A 20604-nucleotide genomic window follows, 5' to 3' on the forward strand; every position below is an offset into this window, starting at 1 on the left:
TTTAGGTCCATGCTTCTTATTAGTACCTATAAATTAGAAAAAGCTTTTGCCGGGAAAACCCTTTTTAAAAATGTCAGTCTGGGCATTGAAGAAGGAGAACGTGTAGGACTTGTCGGACCTAACGGCGCTGGTAAATCGACTCTTTTGCGTATTCTTGCAGGAAAAATGGAAGCAGACTCAGGCGATGTGACGGCGAAAAAAGGTCTGCGCATGGGATTCCTTGAACAGACTCCGCTTTTTAAAGACGACGAAACAATTCTGGATGCCATCTTAAGCAAGTGCGCGGACTATCATGAATCTTTGGCGGATGGTTACGAATGGATGGCTCGTTTAGAGCTTTCTCAGTTTGGCGAAAACTTTTTGGTGAAGGATCTTTCTGGGGGATGGCGTAAACGCGTTGCCCTGGCTCGAGAGCTTGTCCTTGAACCTGAACTTTTGATGCTTGATGAACCGACGAATCACCTGGACGTCACAAGTATTCTTTGGTTGGAAGAATTTCTTTCGCGTGCGCCTTTTGCAACTTTGATCATCACGCATGATCGTTTGTTCCTACAAAGAGCGACGAATAAAATTTTCGATTTAGATCCGAAGAATCCCAACTATCTTTTGTCTGTAAAGGGCGGGTACCTAGAATATCTTGAAGCCAAAGATCAATTGCTTCAGGCCCAAGAGCAGCGTGAAGTTGTTCTTAAGAACACTCTCCGTCGCGAGACGGAATGGCTTCGTCGTGGGGCAAAAGCTCGTCAAACCAAACAAAAAGCACGCATCGAAAGAGCGGGCGATTTGAAAGAGGACGTTCAAGAGCTGGCTGCTAAAAATGCGGCACGTGTGGCTAAGATTGAATTCAAAGACGCTGAAAGAAATCCCCAGAAGCTCATGGAAGTCGATCATATTACGAAGGCCTACAATGGTCGCGTGCTCTTTAAAGATTTCTCTTACTTGGTAAATCCAAAAACACGCTTGGCTCTTTTAGGAGACAACGGTTCGGGTAAGTCGACGTTGATTCGCATCCTTTTAGGTGAAGAGCAGCCCGATACCGGACGGGTGGCTCGCGCCGACAAACTGAAAGTGGCGTACTTCGAGCAGAATCGTGAAACCTTGAAGCCGAAAGAGTCTGTTTTAAAAAATATCTGCCCTGAAGGTGATTACGTTCATTATCAAGGTCAGTACGTTTTTGCGCGCAGTTATTTGGAAAGATTCCTCTTCAATCGTCAGCAAATGGATCTTCCTGTAGAAAAACTTTCGGGCGGGGAGCAGAGCCGATTGCGTTTAGCGCAATTGATGTTGAATGAAGCCCAAGTTTTAATTCTGGATGAGCCGACGAATGATTTAGATGTCGGTACATTGACGGTGTTAGAAGACTCGCTGAAGGATTTTAACGGCGCTGTCATTTTAGTGACGCATGATCGTTACTTCATGGATCAGGTGGCTTCAACCATCCTTGCCTTTCATAAAAAGCCTGACGGAACGACCAGCTTAGAAAATTTCGCCGGTTATTTGCAATGGGAAGAGTGGTACGAGGAACAAAAAGAGCTGGAGGCTTTAGAACAAAAGAAAGCCAAAGCCGAAGCTGAAACTAAGGCGGCCGCGAAACCGGGAAAGCTGTCTTTCAAAGAAAAGTTCGAGCTTGAAAACATGGAGGCCACGATTCTGGGTTTGGAAGAAAAGCTCAGTGGGCTGCAAATTGAATCTGGGAAACCTGAAGTCGTCAGTCAAGCGTCGAAGGTTCAGGAGCTTTACGTTGAGATTTCAAAGGTTCAAGCTGAGCTGGAAAAGCTCTACGCTCGATGGGCGGAGCTTGAAAAGAAAAGTGCCGGTGGATAAAAAAAGGGAGCTTCAAAGCTCCCTTTTTAATTTCTTATTTGATTTTGTTTAAGACAAATTCGCCTTCAAAACCGTTTACATTGGAAACCCAAGTTCCCTTATAAGTGTCGCCATCAAGGACACCGTCAATCGTCGCTTTATAAGGCGAAGAAGGGAACAAACGAGGAATGCCCGTCAATACCAGGCTAGGTGGAGTTGTTTCACCACGGTACAGGCCTGTGAGCGTCAATGTTGCCGTGTTTTTCGGATCGTCAGAGCGAGTCAGCTCGCCGATGATTTTCGGAACGATACCTTCTTTAACCACTTGCAAACGGATCTGGAATTGGAAAGCGGCTTTGCCATCCTTCACGTTGTTGCCAACATAAGTTCCAGCAAAAGATTCATACTGACGACGAAGTCTTTCATAGAACTCATTTTCCTCGGTGTTACCTGGAGCTGAAGATTGATTTGAAGCCAGTGTCAAATCAAGGACGCCGATTACGCCTGAAACAGATTTCACTTCGCCGACGATTTTTTGACCAACTACTTTTGCATTGATCGTGTGAACATCGTCGATACCAGGGCTTGCAGCTTCATTTCTCAGAATCAGTTCTGAAGTTTCCGGGATGAAACGAGCTTTCATGTTTACCAATTGCAGCTTGTTGCTGTTGAACTGGAATTTGCCACGCAAAACAATGCGGTAGCGTTCTTCACCGTTGGCATTTGTGCCGGACTCATCTTCCAAAGTGAAAAGGCGAAGTTCAACGTCCTGCTGAGTTGCCGTTGTTGTTAGTTTGCCGGTATAGAAACCCGTCACACGGTTGTACGTGTTTAATTGCTTCTGTCTGTCAGAAACTTCTGTGGCATTGTTGTTTGGATTGTCTTTGTTAAAAGCACAACCTACCACTCCTAGAAGCGCTGTTGCTAGGATCAGTTTTTTCAACATAATTCCCCCAAGTATTTACTTCCCCGAAGCCGTTTCGTCAGGGATGAGTTCGTCTCTGGCGGCGGCCCATTCGTTCAAGGCGATCGCGTAATCACCCAAAGAACGGAAGTACTGCACTTCAGAATCGAAGTAATTGTTCATAGCTGTAATTAAAATTTGAATATCGGTACGACCTTGATTGTAAGAGCGGTTCAGCTCTTGTGATGCACGCTCGCGGAATTCACGTTGTTTTTTCGTGCTGATCGCGATCGCATAAGCCGCATGTACCTTACGTTCCGCTTGGAACTCAAGATCTTGCGCTTCAAGAAGTGCACGGTGTAAACGCGTCTCTTCAAGATCTTTTGTCATCTTACGATTGATAACTGTTTCATTTTGTAAATCAGATCCGAAGTAGTAACGGAAACGAAGTCCCATGTAGTATTTGGGTTGAGTTCCGGAAACCACTTCTGAATAAGAGTCTCCCGCGTCTTCATCCACGCCGGTTGTGTAAACGCGACCTACGAAATCCAAATCCGGGTAAGACAAAGATTCTGCGGCTACTAAAGATTCTTTAGCAGCATCGACTCTGAGTTTTTGTGCGCGGATCAAGCGAAGTTCTTCGACTTTCTTTTCAACAAGCTTTGGAACTGCGGGGATGTCGTTTGGAATTTCAAACTTCACATTCGTGCCGGGGTCCAAATTCAGAAGCGTCAAAAGATTTTCAACGGCGTTCAGATAATCGCGAGACGTTGTTTTTACACGTTGTTCACGCGTTTCGAATTCGGCTTGCACTTGCGGTAAGTCCCCGGGGTTGGAATAACCCAAAGATGTTTTTCTTTTTACCGCATCAACCAACTTCTTATAACGATCGCGAGAATTCACTGCTTCTTTGAAGCTTTCTTGCGCAACATAAGAGTTCCAGAATTGGCGAATGGCCTCAAGAACCACGTCTTCCAATTCATTAGCGCGAGCCACGGTTTGAGCTTCGTAAGTTAATTCCGCCGCATTCACTGTGCCACGGTCCGCAACCCCGAAGAAGTTTCCAAGAAGGGCTTGCTCAAGAATAAGTCCCGCGCTGTCTAAAGTTTGTTGTGCGGGTGGAGGATTGGAGGCAAAACCTTCTGTATCCACTTTTTGTGAAAGACGGCTTAGCTCCACACCTAAAAGAGTTCCTGAGGTGAAGTTCTTTTGTACACTCGCTGTTGTTTTATAGCGTTCATACTTAGAGTTCACGGGATCTGAAGTTTGCAGAAGGCCGACAGATTTATCGTATTCAAAACCACTTTCAATCGCCAAGTTCCAGTCATACGCTGAAAGCGCTTGAACCGGCGTTAAACGCAGAGTTTGGTAGCGAAGATTTACTTCTTTCGTCTTCGGTCCTTGCTTCAAAACAAGTTCCGCCACCGATTTTTGAGATAAAGTGATTTCCTTAGGAGCTTGGGCATAAGCTCCTTGCATTGCCGTCGTACTGAGAAGTGCAAGAAATGTTTTTACCATGTGACTTTTGTTCCTAACTCAAAGTTGTCGCGTTGAAGCGCGATTTCATTGCTGCCTTTAAGACTTTTTTGAGAATACTCTGTAAACACGGACCATTTTTTTGAAAGCGCCACATCCAGTCCGTAACCCCAAGACTCAAAGCTTGCCTGCTTCGAGAAAGCCGCAAAATCGTTAGAGCTTGATTGAGTGTAGATCACAGTTCCAAATTGCGGAGACACCGTCAAAGACAACCAGTCAAAGCGATCCCAAGACATGGCAACCACAGGGCCACCGCTGAAAACTGTTGTGTTTAAACGAGCGTCGTTGATTTCGTAACCTGATTCCAACTTCACATCCGTTTCTTGAGAAGTGAATCCTGCTTTTGCACGAACACCGAATTTCCAAAGAAGAGCTTTTGTTTGTAACGGCGTGCTGATCACACCCAACTCAAGACCGGGCATGAAGGTTTGACTGTTGTTACCCAAATTGAAAACGCCCGAACCTTCTTTAGAGACGGTGCCTTCTGCTTGGAAAGCTTGACCCGTGAAAGCCGCGAAGTAAGACCAGGAACGAGTCACAACTTCAGGGCGTGGATCTTTCAGTGTTAACATTCCTGAAACTTGAGCGTCGCTGGCAGAAACTTGTTTTTTACTTTCCGATTGAGATTCGGCGATAGCTTTTTCACGCATCGTCAGTTCTGGAGCAGCAGGAACTTGCGCTTTAGATTTGCCTTGAGCCGCACAAATGCTTGCGGAAAGTGAAAGAGCTAAAAGAAGCGATAGTTTCATAATCCCACCCCTGAAAAACCAACTGGCCTTAGAATTAAATGCGGCGTCAGGAATAGCCCTCCATAGTGGCGGTGTCAACACTTCGATTAGCCTCCTAAGGGGACCAAATTTTTATTTGATTTCAATGCCTTGCAGGGGCGTGCCATTGCTAATTTCGTAATGACTATTTTACAGGATTTACCTAGATTTCTTTCTATGAGGGGTCCGAATGAAACTTTCTGATATTTCGATTAAAAATCCCGTTTTTGCTTGGATGTTAATGTTTGGTCTGATGATGTTCGGACTGATCTCGTTCTCAAGAATGGGCGTGAGTCAAATGCCTGACGTCGATTTCCCGACAGTGAACGTCAGTGTTACATTGGACGGTGCAGCACCTGAGGTCATGGAGACACAAGTCGTGGATCCCATCGAAAGTGCCCTCATGACAGTTGAAGGCATTCAATCGATCAAATCCAGCAGTAAAACGGGAAATGCGTCGATCACCGTCGAATTTGATCTTGATCGCAATATCGACGTGGCTTTGCAAGATGTGCAAGCGAAGGTCGCAGCGACGCAGCGTCTTTTGCCGGATGATGTGGATCCTCCAACACTTTCAAAAACGAATCCGGATGATCAACCGATTTTATGGTTGGCTCTGACTTACGATAAAAACGATCCTGAATTTTTGATGAGTTATGCCCGCGATTACCTGCGCGATCGTTTTACAACAGTTGAAGGTGTCGGTGATATTTTCCTAGGTGGTTATACAGATCCGGTGATGCGCGTGCATGTGCGCCCGAAAGATCTTCTTCGCTACAATATTTCTGTCAATGACGTGATGGATGCGGTTCGCAATGAGCACTCGGAACTTCCAGGCGGCTATATTGAGACCGACAAAAAAACTTTCAATGTCCGTACGATGGGTGAGGCAAAAACCGAAGAAGAATTCCGCTCTATCGTGATCAGTCGTCGTGCCGGAGTGACGGTGGCTGATCCAACGAACATGGTGAAAATCAATCAGGTCGCTGATGCCAGCATGGGGCTTGATAAAATCACCAGAATGTCGCGCTTCAACGGTCAACCTGCATTGGGTGTGGGTATTCGTAAACAACGTGGCACCAATGCCGTGGCCGTTGCCAGTGCCGTGAAAGAAAAGATTGAAGAGATTCAGCCGCAGCTTCCTGAAGGTATGAAAATCCACGTCAACTTTGACAGTACTAAGTTCATTGAACAATCCGTGCATGAATTGAATAAGCACTTGATGTTAGCGGTCGTGCTGACATCTTTGGTGTGTTGGCTTTTCTTAGGCAGTTGGTCTGCGACTTTCAACGTTCTTCTTTCGATTCCAACGTCACTTTTAGGTGCGTTTATTGGTTTGTATTTCCTTGGGTACACGCTAAATACGTTCACTCTATTAGGTCTTACACTTGCGATTGGTATCGTCGTCGATGACGCGATCATGGTTCTAGAGAATATCTTCCGGTATAATGAAAATGGACGGGGACGTATCGAATCGGCAATTCTCGGCGCCCGCGAAATTTCGTTTGCGGCGATGGCCGCGACGGCAGCGGTTATTGCGATCTTCCTTCCAGTGGCTTTCATGAAAGGTATTATCGGAAAGTTCTTCATGCAGTTCGGGGTGACGATCTCGATCGCGGTTTTCCTTTCTTTGGTTGAATCATTAACGATCACGCCAATGCGTTGTGCAGGCTTTGTTCACCATGGTGAAAGAACGACAAAGATCGGTCGTGCTTTCGAAGCCTTTATGGAGGGATTGAAGGTTTCTTACGACAAGTGGTTGCGCATCTGCCTTCAACATCGTTGGAAGGTTCTAGTGGGATCTTTGGTGTTCGTGGCGGTGTCGTTTGTTTCGATCAAGTTCTTAAATAAAGAAATGTCACCAGCCCAAGATCAAAGTATTTTTATTGCTCGTCTGGTTTTGCCGGTGGGTACTTCCTTGGCTTACACGAACGCGCAGACTTTGAAGGCAGAGCAGTGGCTGATGGCACGCCCTGAAGTGGAAAAAGTATACGCAGCCATCGGTGGATTCGGTGGTGGTATTTCCGATGCGAATACGACGATGATGTTTGTGACCTTGAAAGAAAAGCCACAGCGTGGAAAAGATCCTGCGTCAGGCAAGGTTCTGTCTCAGCAAGAATTCATGCAGATTGCGCGTAAAGAGCTTGCGAAGATTCCTGATGTGCGACCGGTTCTGATGGACTTGTCACAACAGGGCTTCTCGGGCGGTCGTGGTTATCCGATCGAGTTCACGCTTCTAGGCTCGGATTGGGATAAGCTTGCGAAATACACAGAGCAAATGATGAAAGAGATGGAAAACAGCGGTCTGATGGTCGACGTGGATTCTAACTATCTTTTGGGTATGCCTGAAATCCAGGTGCAACCGGATCGCGTCGCCGCAGCTCAACACGGTGTGAGTATCAACTCTATCGGTTCAACAGTGAATGCGTTGATTGGTGGGGTGAAGGTTGGGGAGTATCCTCAAGGCGGTCACCGTTACGACATCAAGGTGAAGCTATTAGATCAAGGTAAACCAATGGACGAAATCAAAACTTTGTTCGTTGGTAACAGCCGAGGAAACTTGATTCCGCTTCCACGGGTAACCAAAGAGGTGGAAGGTTCAAGCTTGCAATCCATTTCGCGTTCAAACCGTCAACGTGCGATCACCATCACAGCAAATATGAAGCCGGGCGTGTCTCAGCAGGCCGCGATGAATTTTGTCGAGGCTACGGCGAAGAAAATGTTAGAGCCGGGTTATATGATTGATCAGGGTGGAAGTTCTAAGACCTTTAAAGAGTCCTTTGAAAGTTTGATCTTTGCTTTGGTATTAGGTCTGATCATTGCCTACATGGTGTTAGCAAGTCAGTTCAACTCGTTCATTGATCCAGTGACGATTCTGATGGCATTGCCGTTTAGCTTTAGTGGAGCTTTCTTTGCCCTTCTGATCACAGGGCAATCTTTGAACATGTTCTCGATGATCGGCTTGCTTCTTTTGATGGGTATTGTGAAAAAGAATTCGATTCTTCTTATCGAATTTACGAACACAGTTCGTGACCGAGGAACAAGCGAAGCTAATGCGGCACTGATTGAAGCCTGTCCGATTCGCCTTCGTCCGATTCTGATGACGTCGATTGCCACGATTGCTGCCGCGATCCCTTCTGCCACGGCGACGGGAGCGGGTTCAGAGACGATGCGACCGATGGCGATCTGTTTAATCGGAGGCGTTTTTGTTTCAACAGCTTTGACACTGTTTGTGGTTCCTGTGGTTTATTCGTTGATGGATAAATTCAAAACCCGCGATGAGGTCCGAGAGAAAACTAAACAGGCCTTTGCCGCTGTAGGGAACGAGGCTTTAGACGCTTAAGTCTTTAAGGCACAATAAAAAAGGGAAGCAAAAGCTTCCCTTTTTTATTTGTCGATATCAAAAAGCTCTTAGCCTTTTTTCTCAACAGGTTTATTGGCTTCAATTTTGATGATCAAAGTCACTTCGTCGCCGACAACAGGGCCTGCTTCGACGGCTTTACTCCAAGTTAAACCGAAGTCCTTGCGATTAATAAGACCGCTTGCTGAAAAAGCCACTTTGTGATTTCCAAACGGATCATTCACATCACCCAAATACTTCACATCCAAAGTCACTTCTTTAGTTTTACCTTTCAAAGTCAGGTCGCCCACAAGTTTCAACTTGTCAGCTGTACCAATGACCTTCTTTGTAACAAACGTCATTTTAGGATTTTTAGCGACGTCAAAGAAGTCGGGGCTTTTTAGATGGTCATCGCGGTCTTTGTTGTCTGTATTAATGGTCGCAACATCGACGTTCAGATTTGCTTTTGATTTTTCAAGCTTCGGATCAATCACAATCGCGCCATCAAAACCTGTAAAGCGGCCTTCGACGGTTGCAATCACCAGGTGGGGGATCTCAAAGCCGACTTTCGAGTGGGCTGTATCAATTGTATAAGTTCCTGCTGGGATGCTCTTTGCGAACGCGGAAGCACTGATCACTGTCATCAACGCACTTAATACTAGCTTTTTCATTTGTAGTTCTCCTTGTTTTAAAGTCTTAACGACCTGCTTAGTATCGTGTGATTTTGATTATTGCGTAAGGTGACAGTATTGCGATAGACTGTTGCGTATATGGAACAATTAGACCTCAATCAAATACGTACCTTTGTGAGACTGGTGAAGACCGGAAGCTTCACTAAAACCGCGCAGTTAATGCATCAGCCTAAATCACGCATCAGCCGAAAGCTTGCGGCGTTGGAAAAGGACTTGGGTGTGCAGTTGATCTATCGAACGACGCGGCAATTTCAACTGACTGAAACCGGCCGTCAGTTTTACGAGCGGGCACAGGGCCTGATTGAAGGCTTGGAAAATCTGTCAAACGAAGTTAGCGAGGCGACAGCTGAGGTGTCAGGTTTGATCAAGGTTACGGCTCCCGACGATATGGGTGTAAAGAACTTGCCACCGCTCTTAGACGAGTTTTCAAAAATCTATCCTCTTGTCTACTTCGAGCTGCAATTAAGCCAGGCGTATATTGATCTGGTGAAGGAATCTGTCGACGTGGCGATTCGTGTCGGCACTTTGAAGGACAGTTCTTTAAGGGCTCGTAAAGTGGGGTCGGTCAAAAATATTTTTGTCGCCACTCCGGGATTTTTAGAGCGCTATCGCAGTTGGGAAGAGGTTTCGCAACTAAGCCATCTGCCCTTTGTTGGAATGTCGGGCAAAGGCATTGAGGTCGTACGCGCGTCTGATTCGAAGAAGCTCGACATCAAGCCGAATTATGTATTTCGTGCGAACAATCCGGGAGCTCTGGTGGAGTTTGCTCTTTTAGGAAAGGGACTGGCTTTTGTTCCAGAGTTTCTGTGTGTAGATCATTTGCGATCGGGAAGGCTGATTCATGTGCATAAGAATTTGCGCGGACCTGAAGTGCCGATCAATATCGTGACACCGGATCAAAAAGAAGTGCCCCTGAAGATCAAGAAATTCACCGAGTTTATTGCAAAAAGATTGAAGGAAACTTTGGCGTCGCAGTCTTAGAAAAGACCCAGAAGTTTTTTGTAAAGACCTGCATATTCAAAACGCAGCAAACTCCAAATGGCCCCGCACCACAAAGTCGCTAAAAGCCCCATCATCACCAGTTGGGGCAAGTTGGCTAAACTGACTTTGGGACGCGTGCGATTTAAAAGACCATCGATTTCGCTGCGCTCTTGGTTTTCTTTGAATTTGCGAGCCAAGCCTTGGGCTAAAACAATTCTTTGTGACATCTCGAGTTTGTAGAAGTGAACTCCTACAAGCGTGCGAGATTCCGAAATGTTTTCTAAGCGAGTGACGATGCCATAACACGCCATTTGTTTTGCGCCTGGTGGAACAAACTGAATCTTCACGACCTCACCTAACAGCGGGCAAAGATCGTCGGGAGCGGTGAACGCCAAACCCGTTAAAGAAACATTTTTAATTTCAGTGCCTTCTTCCCAAGGAACTTGCTTGGGACCCGCGACGCGAATAAGACTTTCGTCCTCAGTATCGAGGATGTATCGCGGGGATCGGCCATGATAGCGTGCAAGACTCGTCATACTGAACTTTTCGGAAAAAGAGCCCGACGTCTGAAGAAGCTTTCCGACTTTCCCGGGCGATTCTCACTCTGAGACGCTCAATTAAAAGTGTTTCCAGCCTTTAAACTCTAGAATTTCTTCTTTCGAGTTTTTGTCACTTAAAAACACACCTTTTTCAGACGTAAATTGACCGACCATATGCCATTTAGAAAAGTGCCCGTAGCAGTCGGCGGGAATAGCGATCAAAAGTTCGTAGTCTTCACCGCCCCAAAGAGCGAAGTCGGTGGCGGGGATGTTCAGCTTTTTGGCAAGCTCTAAAGTCTCTTCATGTAGAGGCAGACTCTCTTTGAAGAATGTGATGCCGGAATTTTCAGGAAGCAGACGAAGGGCGTCGTTCACTAAACCATCACTGCAATCCATCACAGCGTGAATTTCAAATCGGCGCTGAATCATGTCTGCGACTAAATCCAGTCGAGGGGTTGGGCGCCGGTGTTTTGTCTTTGCAGTTGCACAACCCTCCAGATTTTTTTGCAGAGCCAGCAAACCGGTATGCGAAAGTCCCAAGGGGCCACTGCTTAAAAGAAGATCACCCACGCAAGCCCCTTTTCGTGTCAGTGGTTTTTCGCAAGAGCCGTGGACGCTGACATCAATCACCAATTTGTCATCTGAAAAAGCGAGATCGCCGCCGACAATTTCGCATTCAAACTTATCAGCTAAATCGCTCATACTTTTGTAAAATGCGTCAAGCCAAGATTCCGTTATATTTTTTGGCAGGGCTAGCGAGACTTGCGCGAAGTGAGGTCGAGCTCCCATCGCGGCAATATCGCTTAAATTCACGGCCAAAGCTTTGTGACCTAAGTCTTCCGCAGAGCAGTAGTCGAGTCGAAAGTGCACGTTTTCGACCATCATGTCCTGACAGATCACTGAATAGCCCGGAAAATTTTTGAAAACAAACGCATCGTCGCCTAAAGGGACGACAGTGTGTTCATTTGGACGCTGGACCCTCTGTCGAATCTTATCTATGAGAGACCATTCTTTAGGTGTATTGCGCATGCCGTTTTCCTGGGAAGACATTGCCAAAAAATTGGCTTTATTGTGAAATATACGAAGCAAGAGTCAAGGAGGATTCTTTGAACACGCCAAAAGTGGCTTCGCCGAAAAGAACATCTAAAAAACAGTCCACGCGTAAGCCGAAGGTTGTTGAACATCCTCTGTCATCTGAAAGTCTTTTTTCCAGTCGTGAAATCGGATGGCTTAATTTCAATCGACGTGTCTTGGCTGAAGCTGAAGACGTGCGCAACCCGCTTTTAGAGCGTGTGCGATTCTTAAGTATTTCTGGTTCAAATTTAGATGAATTTTTTATGAAGCGCGTGGGTGGATTAAAGCGTCACGTGGCGTATGGTATTTCACCGAAATCAGCGGATGGTAAAACGCCGCTGCATCAGTTGCAGGAGATTCGTTCTTTTGTAAACCCCATGCTGCAGGATCAAGCCCATTGTTTCAGTAAGAGTTTGAAACCTGCTTTGGAAAAAGAAGAAATTTTTCTTCTTTCATGGAATGAGCTTTCTGATAAAGAAAAAGAACAGGTTAAAAAGTACTATCACAAAAATGTGTTCCCAGTGCTGACGCCTTTATCGGTAGATCCAGGACATCCATTCCCATTCATCTCAAATCTTTCTATTTCATTGGGTGTCACGCTCAAGCATCCGCACAACGAAGATAAACTTTTTGCGCGTGTGAAAATTCCTAAGGTGTTGCCACAATGGATCCGGGTAGATCCGGAATCTTCGGTCTATCGCTTTGTCAGCTTGTTGGAAGTTATTAAAGAGAATCTGGCGGATCTATTTCCCTCAATGCAAGTCTTAGACATCATGCCGTTTCGTCTGACCCGGAATGCGGACTCGGACCAGGATCAAGAAGATGCGGAAGATTTATTGGAAGCGATTGAAGAAGAACTTCGTCAGCGTCGGTTTGCGGAGGTCGTGCGTTTAGAGCATGGACCAAAACCGGATCCATGGATGCTGAAGTTTTTAATGGAAGAGTTGGAGCTGACGGAAGATGATATTTATGAACTTCCCAGTATGCTCGACTTTACGGATTTGGGTATTATCGCGGATTTAAATCTTCCTAAGTTGAAGTTTGAGCCCTACACTCCGGTTGTATCTCCGGCCTTTGCTGATGACGGGGCGGGGATTTTTAACGCCATCAAAATGTCGGATCAGCTGGTGCACAACCCTTACGAAAGTTTCAAAGCTTCCGTAGAAAATTTTATTCGTGTTGCTTCAGAAGACCCGAAGGTTTTGGCGATCAAAATGACTTTGTACCGCACAGGTGACAACAGTCCATTCATCAAAGCGTTGATTCGTGCAGCCGAGCAAGGAAAGCAAGTCGTCTGCTTGGTGGAGTTGAAAGCCCGCTTCGATGAAGAAAGAAATATCTATTGGGCAACCGAGCTTGAAAATGCCGGTGTTCACGTTGTGTACGGTGTCGTGGGTTTGAAAACACACGCGAAGACCGCGCTCGTGGTCCGACAGGAACAAGAAGGCCTTAAGTGTTATGCGCATATCGGGACGGGGAACTATAACGTTGCTACTTCTCGCTTTTATACGGACTTGGGACTTCTGACGGCACGTGAAGAGATCACGAGCGACATCGTTGAGTTCTTTCACTATCTGACGGGAAGATCCTTAAAAAGCAATTATCAGAATTTGTTAATTGCGCCGGTGAACATGTTCACACGCTTTAAGGCGATGATTGAACGTGAAGCCGAACATGCAAAACAGGGAAAGCCTGCTCAGATCATCGCGAAGTTTAATAACTTTGAAGAAAATGATATTGCCGTCGCTCTTTATGCGGCTTCGCAAAAAGGTGTCGATATCGATATGATTGTTCGGGGTTTTTGTTGTTTACGTCCCGGCGTCCCCGGAATGAGCGAGCGCATCCGTGTCAGTTCCATCATCGGCAGATTCTTAGAACATTCTCGGCTTTTCTATTTCCGCAATGGCGCCAAAGACCCTGTGGATGGAGAGTTTTATCTGGGTTCGGCGGATTGGATGTATCGCAATCTGCATGCTCGTGTGGAAGCCATCGTGCCGATTTTAGACCGAAACTTGAAAGAGAAATGCTGGGAGATTTTAAATCTCTGTGTAAAAGAGCAGCGTCAGTCATGGCACATGAATTCTGACGGAACTTATACACGCCGCAACTCTACGGATATCGGAATTCACCAAACTTTGATGCAAATGGCGAAAGCTCGCGTTACATTGGTGGAGGATAGTCACTCAGGGGCCGATTAACGTGGAACTTATCATCATTCGACATGCAGTTGCGGAAGAGCGCGAAGAATTTAAGAAAAAAGGCTTGGAAGATCATTTTCGTCCTTTGACTTTAAAAGGACGAAAAAAGATGCAAAAAGTCTGCGTCGAACTTCGAGACCACGTGAAAGAATTGGATTTGATTGTTTCCAGTCCTCTGACGCGTGCAAGGCAAACCGCCGAAATTATCTCACAAATTTATTTCGAAACTAAAGTTGTTGAAGCTCCCGAGTTGGTCCCGCACAGTCCGCCTCAGGCTTTTTTGAAATGGATGCGCACCCAAGTCCGTCATGCCAAGCGCATCGCTATCGTCGGCCATGAGCCTCATTTAAGTTCTTTTGCCAGTTATATGTTAACCGGGAAGACTGAAAGCTTTATTGATCTTAAAAAAAGCGGAATCATCGCTTTGGAACTTGAGTCTTTTACTCATGCCGAAGCGGGTGGGGCGCAATTGCTGTATTCAATTCCGCCGAAGTTCTTAGTCGATTAACGGGATTTTGCCATATCCCAGATCAAACCATCGCGAAGTCCCACGCTGGGAATTAAGATCTTTTGCGTCTCTGCTTGGCGCATAATGGTTTCCACTAACATCGCTGCGGGTACAATCACATCGGCGCGGTCCGGGCGAAGTTTTAATTTTTCGATACGCTCTTTCACTTTAAGTGCTCGTAGTTTGGCGATAATTTCTGAAAGTTCGGGCAAGGTTAAAAAGGTGTGCGGTGTTTTCTTGAGCAGATCGACTTTGAGTTTACCCAAGCACTCCAGATTTCCACCGGTGCCGATAGCAAAATCAACCGGGTCGTGATCGCAGTTCTTATAAATATGTTCACCTAAGTCTGCCAAAAACTCGCCGAGCACGATATTAAGATGGCTTTCATCCAGCTTTCTTTTAGTCAGGTTCTCTAGGATACGAACGGTTCCCATGGGGAAAGATTTTGTTGCAATCATTTTGTCGCCTTTCGAAAAGGTGACTTCAACACTGCCTCCGCCAATATCAATCAACATGCTTTTTTTGCCGTCTAATTCGATTTCGTTGCGAACGGCTTGGTGAATCAGGCGGCCCTCTTCGGTGCCATCAATGATTTCAATCTTAATTCCTGAACTTTTGAAGATTTCGTCAACGAAGTGCTGACGGTTTTTAGCTTCGCGACAAGCACTTGTGGCGACGGCCCGGCAGCGTACGACGTGTTCTTTTTTATTGGTCTCTGCATATTGGCGAAAGGCGGCTTGGGCACTTTCAATCGTTGTCGGAGTTATAAGACCCTCGGTGAAGACGTCATGGCCTAGGCGCACAGCCGCACGAAACTTTTTTACCACATGCAAAGTCGGAGAGTTTTCAGACACATCGGCAATCATCATACGAATTGCGTTAGAACCAATATCGATAGCAGACAAACGACGTGACACGATAAACTTCTCCATCCTTGGCAATAGTATATAAAACTGGCAGCATAAGAGGCATGAAAAAATACAGTTTTGCCTTTTTATTTTTGCTTTTTGCCTCCTCGCAGGCAAACGCTTTGTCGGACTTAGAAATCTCAGGTGAGGTGGATATTTCTGCCACTGTCTGGAATCTTCCGACGGGTGAGCGCGGCAACAGTGCGTTTAATATTCCCAGTTTGTTTTTAAACTTCGATGCTCCCTTGAAAGACGATAATTTGTTGGTATTGAAGCTAGAGGGTTCAGAGCAAGAGATAAACTCTGACGAGCGTTTTGAGGTGCGTGTTCGTGAAGCTTATCTGGATTTAGTCAGTGTTTTTTCTGGTATGCACGCTCTCCGCGTGGGTTTGATTCCTCAGACTTGGCAAGAAGCCCAGTATGAGCAGTATGGTTACCGTTTTTTGGGAACCGATGCCTGGGCGATCACCGAAAAATGGAAGTATCTGAATTATTCTGATTTAGGTGTCTCGTTCATGTCCCAGCTTCCCGCAGATTTGGGAGAGTGGGCGTTCACCTTGGCCAATGGTGAAGGTGCGAACGAAAAAGAAGAAGGTTCTCAGAAAGAAGCGGCTTTGTTTGCACGCTTCACATTGTGGTCGCCTTTGAGTGTGTCTTTCAATTATGTTCGCGGAAGTTACGACAAGTACTCAGGCAGTGCTGCGGTGAAAGAGCGTATTCAGGCTTTGGTTGAATATGACAAGGAAGACAGTTTCGTAGCCGGTCTTGAACTTTTGGTGACCAAAGACCCTGCTGACGCCATCAGTGATTTAAAAATGGCTGAGGCGGTGGACGTGACAGACTTCTTGGGTCAGTCGGTAGAAGGACGTGCGGCGAGTTTTTACACCGTGATCAGCACCGGGCCAAAAGCCGAAGTTCTTCTACGTTATGATTATTTGGATGCTTTAGCCAATGAAGACGGCAAGGACCTGCAAACGGTTCTGGCGTCATTAGGGTATCAGGTGAGCGAGGATATTAAGGCCGCTTTTGCGGTCGACTACACTCGATATGCTGAAAACTATGCTCCGGGAGTGAGAGATCGCTCTAAAGTCGAGTTGGCAGCGCAAGTTCTGTTTTAGAGGGGTCTTTAAAATCCCGCCTCTCATGCTTGAGCGTTACAGAGGCGTCGAGGATTATGAAATGACTTCTTAACTGTGTTAGGATTCTGTTAGAATCCCTAGAGATGCCGTGTTAAGCGGTGCTTTTCTTTCGTAAATAATTATAACCAAAGCCAAGTGCTGGAATGGAATGCCATGGAAAGAGCGATTGATACTCTCATTGAAGACCTAAAAAAGATGATTCTTCTTATGGGTGGTCACGTCGAAAAATCCCTAGCGCAAGCGACAGCGGCCTTATTGTCGAAAGACCTTTCATTGTTTGAAAGTGTTCACGCAATTGAGAAGTTGATCAATGAAGATCATATCAAAGTCGATAATGCGTGCATGCAGCTTTTGGCGAAGCAAGGGCCGGTTGCAAAGGATCTTCGTTTGATCCTTTCGGTTATTAAAATTAATAACGACCTTGAACGTATGGGTGACCAGGCCGTGAACATTTCTCACACTGGAAAAGACTATCTAGGTCGCAGACCCATTCCGGCGCAACTGGGTGACATCCAAAAGATGTCTGAGATTGCGGGAAGAATGGTGAAGGGCTCCTTGGACTGTTTTGTTCGCGGAGATGTGGAGCAGGCTAAAAAAATTCTGATGATGGACGATGAAGTCGACCACTTGAAGAATAAAGTTTTCAAAGACTGCATGGCCCACATGAAATCGCACTCGGAAGATATCGAGGCGGGTTTGGATTTGATTTTAATCGCAAGAAATCTAGAGCGTTTAGGTGATCATGCTACAAATATCGCCGAAGACGTGATTTTTGCGTTTACAGGTAAAGATGTGCGACACGGGGGCAAGTTTGGCTGACAATTCGATTCAAGTGCTAGTGGTGGAAGATGAGCAAGAAATCCGCGAGCTCATGGCCTTGCATCTTTTAAGACAAGGCTATCGCGTGACCGAATGCTCTTCGGCTGAAGAAGCACTGAACGAAATGAACCGCCAAAGTTTTCATGTCTATGTTCTTGATTGGATGCTGCCGGGTCTGAGCGGTGTTGAAATCGTCGAAAAAATTAAAGCTAAAAATCCGCAGGCCTCGGTTTTGATGGTGACGGCAAAAGCTGAGCCTAATGACATCGTGTCCGGTCTCGAAAAAGGGGCCGATGATTATTTGACCAAGCCATTTAATCCTTCGGTTTTCTTAGCTCGCATCAAAGCTCTTCTTCGTCGCACTCAAGTGACGGCTTCTCCTCCAGCGGACCAGAACGATGTGGTGCTTTCTGGTTTGCGTATTAATTTTAAAACTTACGAGATTTCCTATAACGGGGAAGCTCTTCATTTAACTCCCTCTGAATTCAAGCTTTTGGGGACTTTAGTGCAAAACCAAGGTGTGGTTTTGACCCGCGAGCAACTTATTGAAAATATCCAGGGCGAAGGCATTAACGTCGTTGGACGCACTATCGACACCCACGTCTTTGGATTACGCAAGAAGTTAGGAGAGTGGGGAGATCGCATTGAGACTATCCGAGGCGTGGGATATAGGGTTAAAGTAGATATCGCATGAAGCGATTTGTAAGATTCCCTTGGCGCGTATATTGGAAATTCTTTTTTACTCAATTGGTGGCTTTCAACATTCTGTTTATCGCCATCATCTCAATCATTGATGTTCGCTATCGCGTTCGTCCCTTTGTTTACAACGAAGCCCTGCTGAACTTCTTTCTTTTCAGTCTTATCGTTGCGGCCTTAACGTCTTATCGGTTCGCGCGCCCTATTCATCGCATGATCTTGAAAGCCCTTCGCATTTCAAGTAAGCGCACCTACGGAAGTTTGGTGGACCCGCAAGAAGACGACCTTTTGGATGACGAGGTCGACGACATCTCGGAGTTGGATGTAGCTCTTAATCACATTCACCGTAAGATGAAAAAGCGCAAAGCCCAGTACCTTCAGGCGCAAGAGGAGTCTCAAGCTTTTATGAGCGCGGTGGCCGAAGGTTTGGTCAGTGTCAGTCTGGATGAAAAAATTCTTTATTTTAACTCTCAGTTTGCAGCGCAATTTATTTCTCCGAACTTGGTGAATTCGACGGTTCTGCGGTTGAAAGACGCCATTCGTTCTTCGGATGTTTTGGAAGGTTTTAGTAAGACGATTCAAGAAGGAAAAGTGCAGCGCTTTACCGTGAAGCTTCCGACCCTGGTAGATAATCAGCCACGTTACTTTGCAGTCTCTGTGAATCCGATTCGTAATGAAAAAACAAAAAATATTTATGGCGTCGTGGGTATTTTCCATGACATCACCGAGTTAAAAAAGGTGGAGCAGATCCGCATTGATTTCGTAGGCAATGCGTCTCATGAGCTACGCACTCCGCTGACATCCATCAAAGGGTATGTCGACACTTTGAAAGAGGATGTAAAGACCGGACAGATTCAGCAAGCTGGAAAATTCTTGGATATTGTTTCTCGAAATATCGATCGTTTGATGGACTTGGTGAACGACCTTTTAAGCTTGAGCACCTTGGAATCCCACGCCGAGCTGAAATTAGAAATGATTCATCCACTTCAGGTTTCTGAGCATATTCTTGCCGAAATGGCAGTGCTCGCCGCTGAAAAGAATATAGCGATTCGCGTGATTGGTGAAGTTCCACCGTTCATGGCAGATGCTCACAAGGTAGAGCAAGTTCTAAGAAATCTTGTGTCCAACGCGATTAAATTCATTCCCTCTGGTAAAACTGTGCAAATTCGTTGGGAAGCAGCAGGGAAAGACGCCGTCATTTTAAGAGTGATAGATGATGGTCAGGGCATTCCCGAAGAACACTTGGATCGTTTATTTGAGCGCTTCTATCGCGTGGATAAAGGGCGGACTCGCGACGCTGGTGGAACGGGCCTGGGCTTAGCTATTGTGAAGCACATTATGCAAAGCCATGGTGGGACGGTGTCTGTGAAAAGTGGGCGCGACAAGGGTTGCGAGTTTATCTGTACCTTCCCTCTTAAAACTTAGTATTTGTCTGGCTCTGGTGTCTTGCCTTCAGCATCGACGCGCTTTATAATGCGTCGATGCAGTCTTTTTTCGATCACTTTCAGAAAATCTACGGGGAACGTTGGCCAGCGCTTTATGAAGCCTTGGTGAAGGGCGAACAGCAAGTCGCTCGAAAAAATAATTTAAGCCTAGTAGATGACCTTAATACGAAAAAATGGAGTTCCTTTGCCGAAAAGCCTGAGCTCCCTGGCTGCTATTGGATTCCATCTGGTCAACATGTGCAGCCCGAGCGCAATGCCGACGAGCTTTTAGATATTTACATTATGGACCCCGCCAGCGTTATGGTGGCGCGAGCCTTGGATGTGCAATCAGGCGATCGTGTTTTGGATATGTGTGCGGCCCCTGGCGGTAAAAGTTTAGTGCTGATTGAATCCTTGAAGGAAGAGGGTGAAATCTTTTGCAATGATCTTTCACCAGAGCGTCGTGAGCGTCTTAAGAAAGTCATTCAACAGTACGTCCCACGCCATGTGCGAGACCGCGTATGGGTGACGGGTAAAGACGGTGTGCAATTTGGTCTCAAAGAGCCTGCGAGCTTCGACCGTATCTTGCTGGATGCACCTTGTTCTGGCGAACGCCACATCTTGGAAAACAAAGCGGCGCAAGATGAGTGGAGTCCTCGACGAACAGAACATTTGGCTTCGCGCCAGTATTCTTTATTGGCGGCAGCGCTCTTGGCGGTGAAGTCGGGCGGACGTATCGTCTATTCGACCTGCTCTATCAGTCCGGCAGAAAATGACGATGTGATTAGGAAGCTTCTTAAAAAGAAAAAAGACGCCGTAAGATTGGTTGAGGCGTCTTTGGGAGTCGGCGGGGAGCGCACTGAATTTGGCGTTGTCTACTTGCCGGATCAATGCGGTTTTGGCCCGCTTTATTTTTCAATCATAGAAAAAACTTAGTTGTCGTTTTTTTGACGAAACTTGTGGCGACGATAGTCCTCTAAAGTCAGGTAGCCATAAGTTTTCTTGCGATAAATTTCGATGGTTTCAGCTTCCACGTCAGCAAGAACATCTTCCATGAAGTCCAAAGGAATGTTCCCTTGTTTCATTAGCTGGAGGGTGTAAAGATGCACGATCTTGTTGATAAAGTCGGGCGTCTTTTCACGCATATTCTTGGTTTCTTGAAGCTGCGTTTCGATCATTTTTAATAACAAATCTGTGTTCATACAAATCAACTATCGGATTTCCGCTTACGAACCTGAGCATCACCCGTAGAAATTTGGTCCAAAGGATGTTTCAA

The 20604-nt window shown here is 46.1% G+C and carries 18 protein-coding genes; 10 read left to right on the forward strand and 8 right to left on the reverse strand.

Annotated elements, in window-relative coordinates; all coding sequences use genetic code 11:
• Positions 1–9: 9 nt before the first annotated feature.
• Positions 10–1824, forward strand: coding sequence for an ABC-F family ATP-binding cassette domain-containing protein (locus AZI87_RS15035; protein ID WP_063208792.1), 1815 nt, complete (start codon positions 10–12; stop codon positions 1822–1824).
• A gap of 34 nt (positions 1825–1858) precedes the next feature.
• On the opposite strand, the gene AZI87_RS15040 is transcribed toward AZI87_RS15035, so the two are convergent.
• From AZI87_RS15040 to AZI87_RS15050, 3 genes are read right to left on the reverse strand one after another with little or no spacing between them, the layout of a single operon-like run.
• Positions 1859–2749: a hypothetical protein gene (locus AZI87_RS15040; RefSeq protein WP_063208794.1), complete on the reverse strand. Its 891-nt coding sequence runs from the start codon at positions 2747–2749 to the stop codon at positions 1859–1861.
• A 15-nt stretch (positions 2750–2764) separates the two neighbouring features.
• The gene (locus AZI87_RS15045; RefSeq protein WP_063208795.1) at positions 2765–4225 is read right to left on the reverse strand and encodes a TolC family protein; all 1461 of its coding nucleotides are present in this window, start codon (positions 4223–4225) and stop codon (positions 2765–2767) included.
• On the reverse strand, positions 4219–4992 hold the full coding sequence (locus AZI87_RS15050; protein ID WP_253696880.1) for a hypothetical protein: 774 nt from the start codon (positions 4990–4992) through the stop codon (positions 4219–4221). Before AZI87_RS15050 ends, AZI87_RS15045 begins: the two co-directional genes overlap by 7 nt.
• Before the next feature lie 208 nt (positions 4993–5200).
• Between AZI87_RS15050 and AZI87_RS15055 the strand changes: the two genes are divergently transcribed.
• Positions 5201–8353, forward strand: coding sequence for an efflux RND transporter permease subunit (locus AZI87_RS15055; RefSeq protein WP_063208797.1), 3153 nt, complete (start codon positions 5201–5203; stop codon positions 8351–8353).
• Positions 8354–8421: 68 nt separating this feature from the next.
• Here AZI87_RS15055 and AZI87_RS15060 read toward each other — a convergent pair whose 3' ends face one another.
• Positions 8422–9021 carry a YceI family protein gene (locus AZI87_RS15060; RefSeq protein WP_063208798.1) on the reverse strand — a complete coding sequence of 200 codons (600 nt, stop codon included), beginning with the start codon at positions 9019–9021 and terminating at the stop codon, positions 8422–8424.
• Positions 9022–9120: 99 nt separating this feature from the next.
• Between AZI87_RS15060 and AZI87_RS15065 the strand changes: the two genes are divergently transcribed.
• Positions 9121–10023: a LysR family transcriptional regulator gene (locus AZI87_RS15065; protein WP_063208799.1), complete on the forward strand. Its 903-nt coding sequence runs from the start codon at positions 9121–9123 to the stop codon at positions 10021–10023.
• Here AZI87_RS15065 and AZI87_RS15070 read toward each other — a convergent pair.
• Both AZI87_RS15070 and thiL read right to left on the reverse strand, forming a co-directional pair.
• Positions 10020–10559: a PilZ domain-containing protein gene (locus AZI87_RS15070; protein WP_063208800.1), complete on the reverse strand. Its 540-nt coding sequence runs from the start codon at positions 10557–10559 to the stop codon at positions 10020–10022. The two genes, AZI87_RS15065 and AZI87_RS15070, sit on opposite strands and share 4 nt — an antisense overlap.
• 81 nt (positions 10560–10640) lie before the next feature.
• Positions 10641–11591 carry a thiamine-phosphate kinase gene (thiL, locus tag AZI87_RS15075; protein ID WP_063208801.1) on the reverse strand — a complete coding sequence of 317 codons (951 nt, stop codon included), beginning with the start codon at positions 11589–11591 and terminating at the stop codon, positions 10641–10643.
• A gap of 77 nt (positions 11592–11668) precedes the next feature.
• On the opposite strand from thiL, the gene ppk1 reads away from it, so the two are divergent.
• Together ppk1 and sixA are read left to right on the forward strand one after the other, a co-directional pair.
• Positions 11669–13834 (forward strand): polyphosphate kinase 1, encoded by a 2166-nt coding sequence (gene ppk1, locus AZI87_RS15080; RefSeq protein ID WP_063208802.1) that lies wholly within the window; start codon positions 11669–11671, stop codon positions 13832–13834.
• A 1-nt stretch (position 13835) separates the two neighbouring features.
• Positions 13836–14342: a phosphohistidine phosphatase SixA gene (sixA, locus tag AZI87_RS15085; protein ID WP_063208803.1), complete on the forward strand. Its 507-nt coding sequence runs from the start codon at positions 13836–13838 to the stop codon at positions 14340–14342.
• On the opposite strand, the gene AZI87_RS15090 is transcribed toward sixA, so the two are convergent.
• A complete protein-coding gene (locus AZI87_RS15090; protein WP_063209575.1) occupies positions 14339–15259 on the reverse strand; it encodes a Ppx/GppA phosphatase family protein in 921 nt (306 codons plus the stop codon). The genes sixA and AZI87_RS15090 overlap by 4 nt on opposite strands.
• Before the next feature lie 53 nt (positions 15260–15312).
• Between AZI87_RS15090 and AZI87_RS15095 the strand changes: the two genes are divergently transcribed.
• From AZI87_RS15095 to AZI87_RS15115, 5 genes are all read left to right on the forward strand, one after another.
• Positions 15313–16368 carry a hypothetical protein gene (locus AZI87_RS15095; protein ID WP_063208804.1) on the forward strand — a complete coding sequence of 352 codons (1056 nt, stop codon included), beginning with the start codon at positions 15313–15315 and terminating at the stop codon, positions 16366–16368.
• 156 nt (positions 16369–16524) lie between these two features.
• The gene (phoU, locus tag AZI87_RS15100) at positions 16525–17208 is read left to right on the forward strand and encodes a phosphate signaling complex protein PhoU (RefSeq protein ID WP_253696884.1); all 684 of its coding nucleotides are present in this window, start codon (positions 16525–16527) and stop codon (positions 17206–17208) included.
• Complete coding sequence (locus AZI87_RS15105; RefSeq protein ID WP_253696886.1) at positions 17201–17902, forward strand: response regulator transcription factor; 702 nt, start codon at positions 17201–17203, stop codon at positions 17900–17902. The genes phoU and AZI87_RS15105 overlap by 8 nt, the downstream gene beginning before the upstream one ends.
• Positions 17899–19329 (forward strand): sensor histidine kinase, encoded by a 1431-nt coding sequence (locus AZI87_RS15110; RefSeq protein WP_063208807.1) that lies wholly within the window; start codon positions 17899–17901, stop codon positions 19327–19329. Before AZI87_RS15105 ends, AZI87_RS15110 begins: the two co-directional genes overlap by 4 nt.
• 56 nt (positions 19330–19385) lie before the next feature.
• A complete protein-coding gene (locus tag AZI87_RS15115) occupies positions 19386–20264 on the forward strand; it encodes an RsmB/NOP family class I SAM-dependent RNA methyltransferase (RefSeq protein WP_063208809.1) in 879 nt (292 codons plus the stop codon).
• On the opposite strand, the gene AZI87_RS15120 is transcribed toward AZI87_RS15115, so the two are convergent.
• Positions 20261–20530 (reverse strand): DUF936 domain-containing protein, encoded by a 270-nt coding sequence (locus AZI87_RS15120; RefSeq protein WP_253696888.1) that lies wholly within the window; start codon positions 20528–20530, stop codon positions 20261–20263. The two genes, AZI87_RS15115 and AZI87_RS15120, sit on opposite strands and share 4 nt — an antisense overlap.
• Between the last annotated feature and the right edge of the window lie 74 nt (positions 20531–20604).

Source organism: Bdellovibrio bacteriovorus, assembly GCF_001592745.1.
Lineage (GTDB): Bacteria > Bdellovibrionota > Bdellovibrionia > Bdellovibrionales > Bdellovibrionaceae > Bdellovibrio > Bdellovibrio bacteriovorus_B.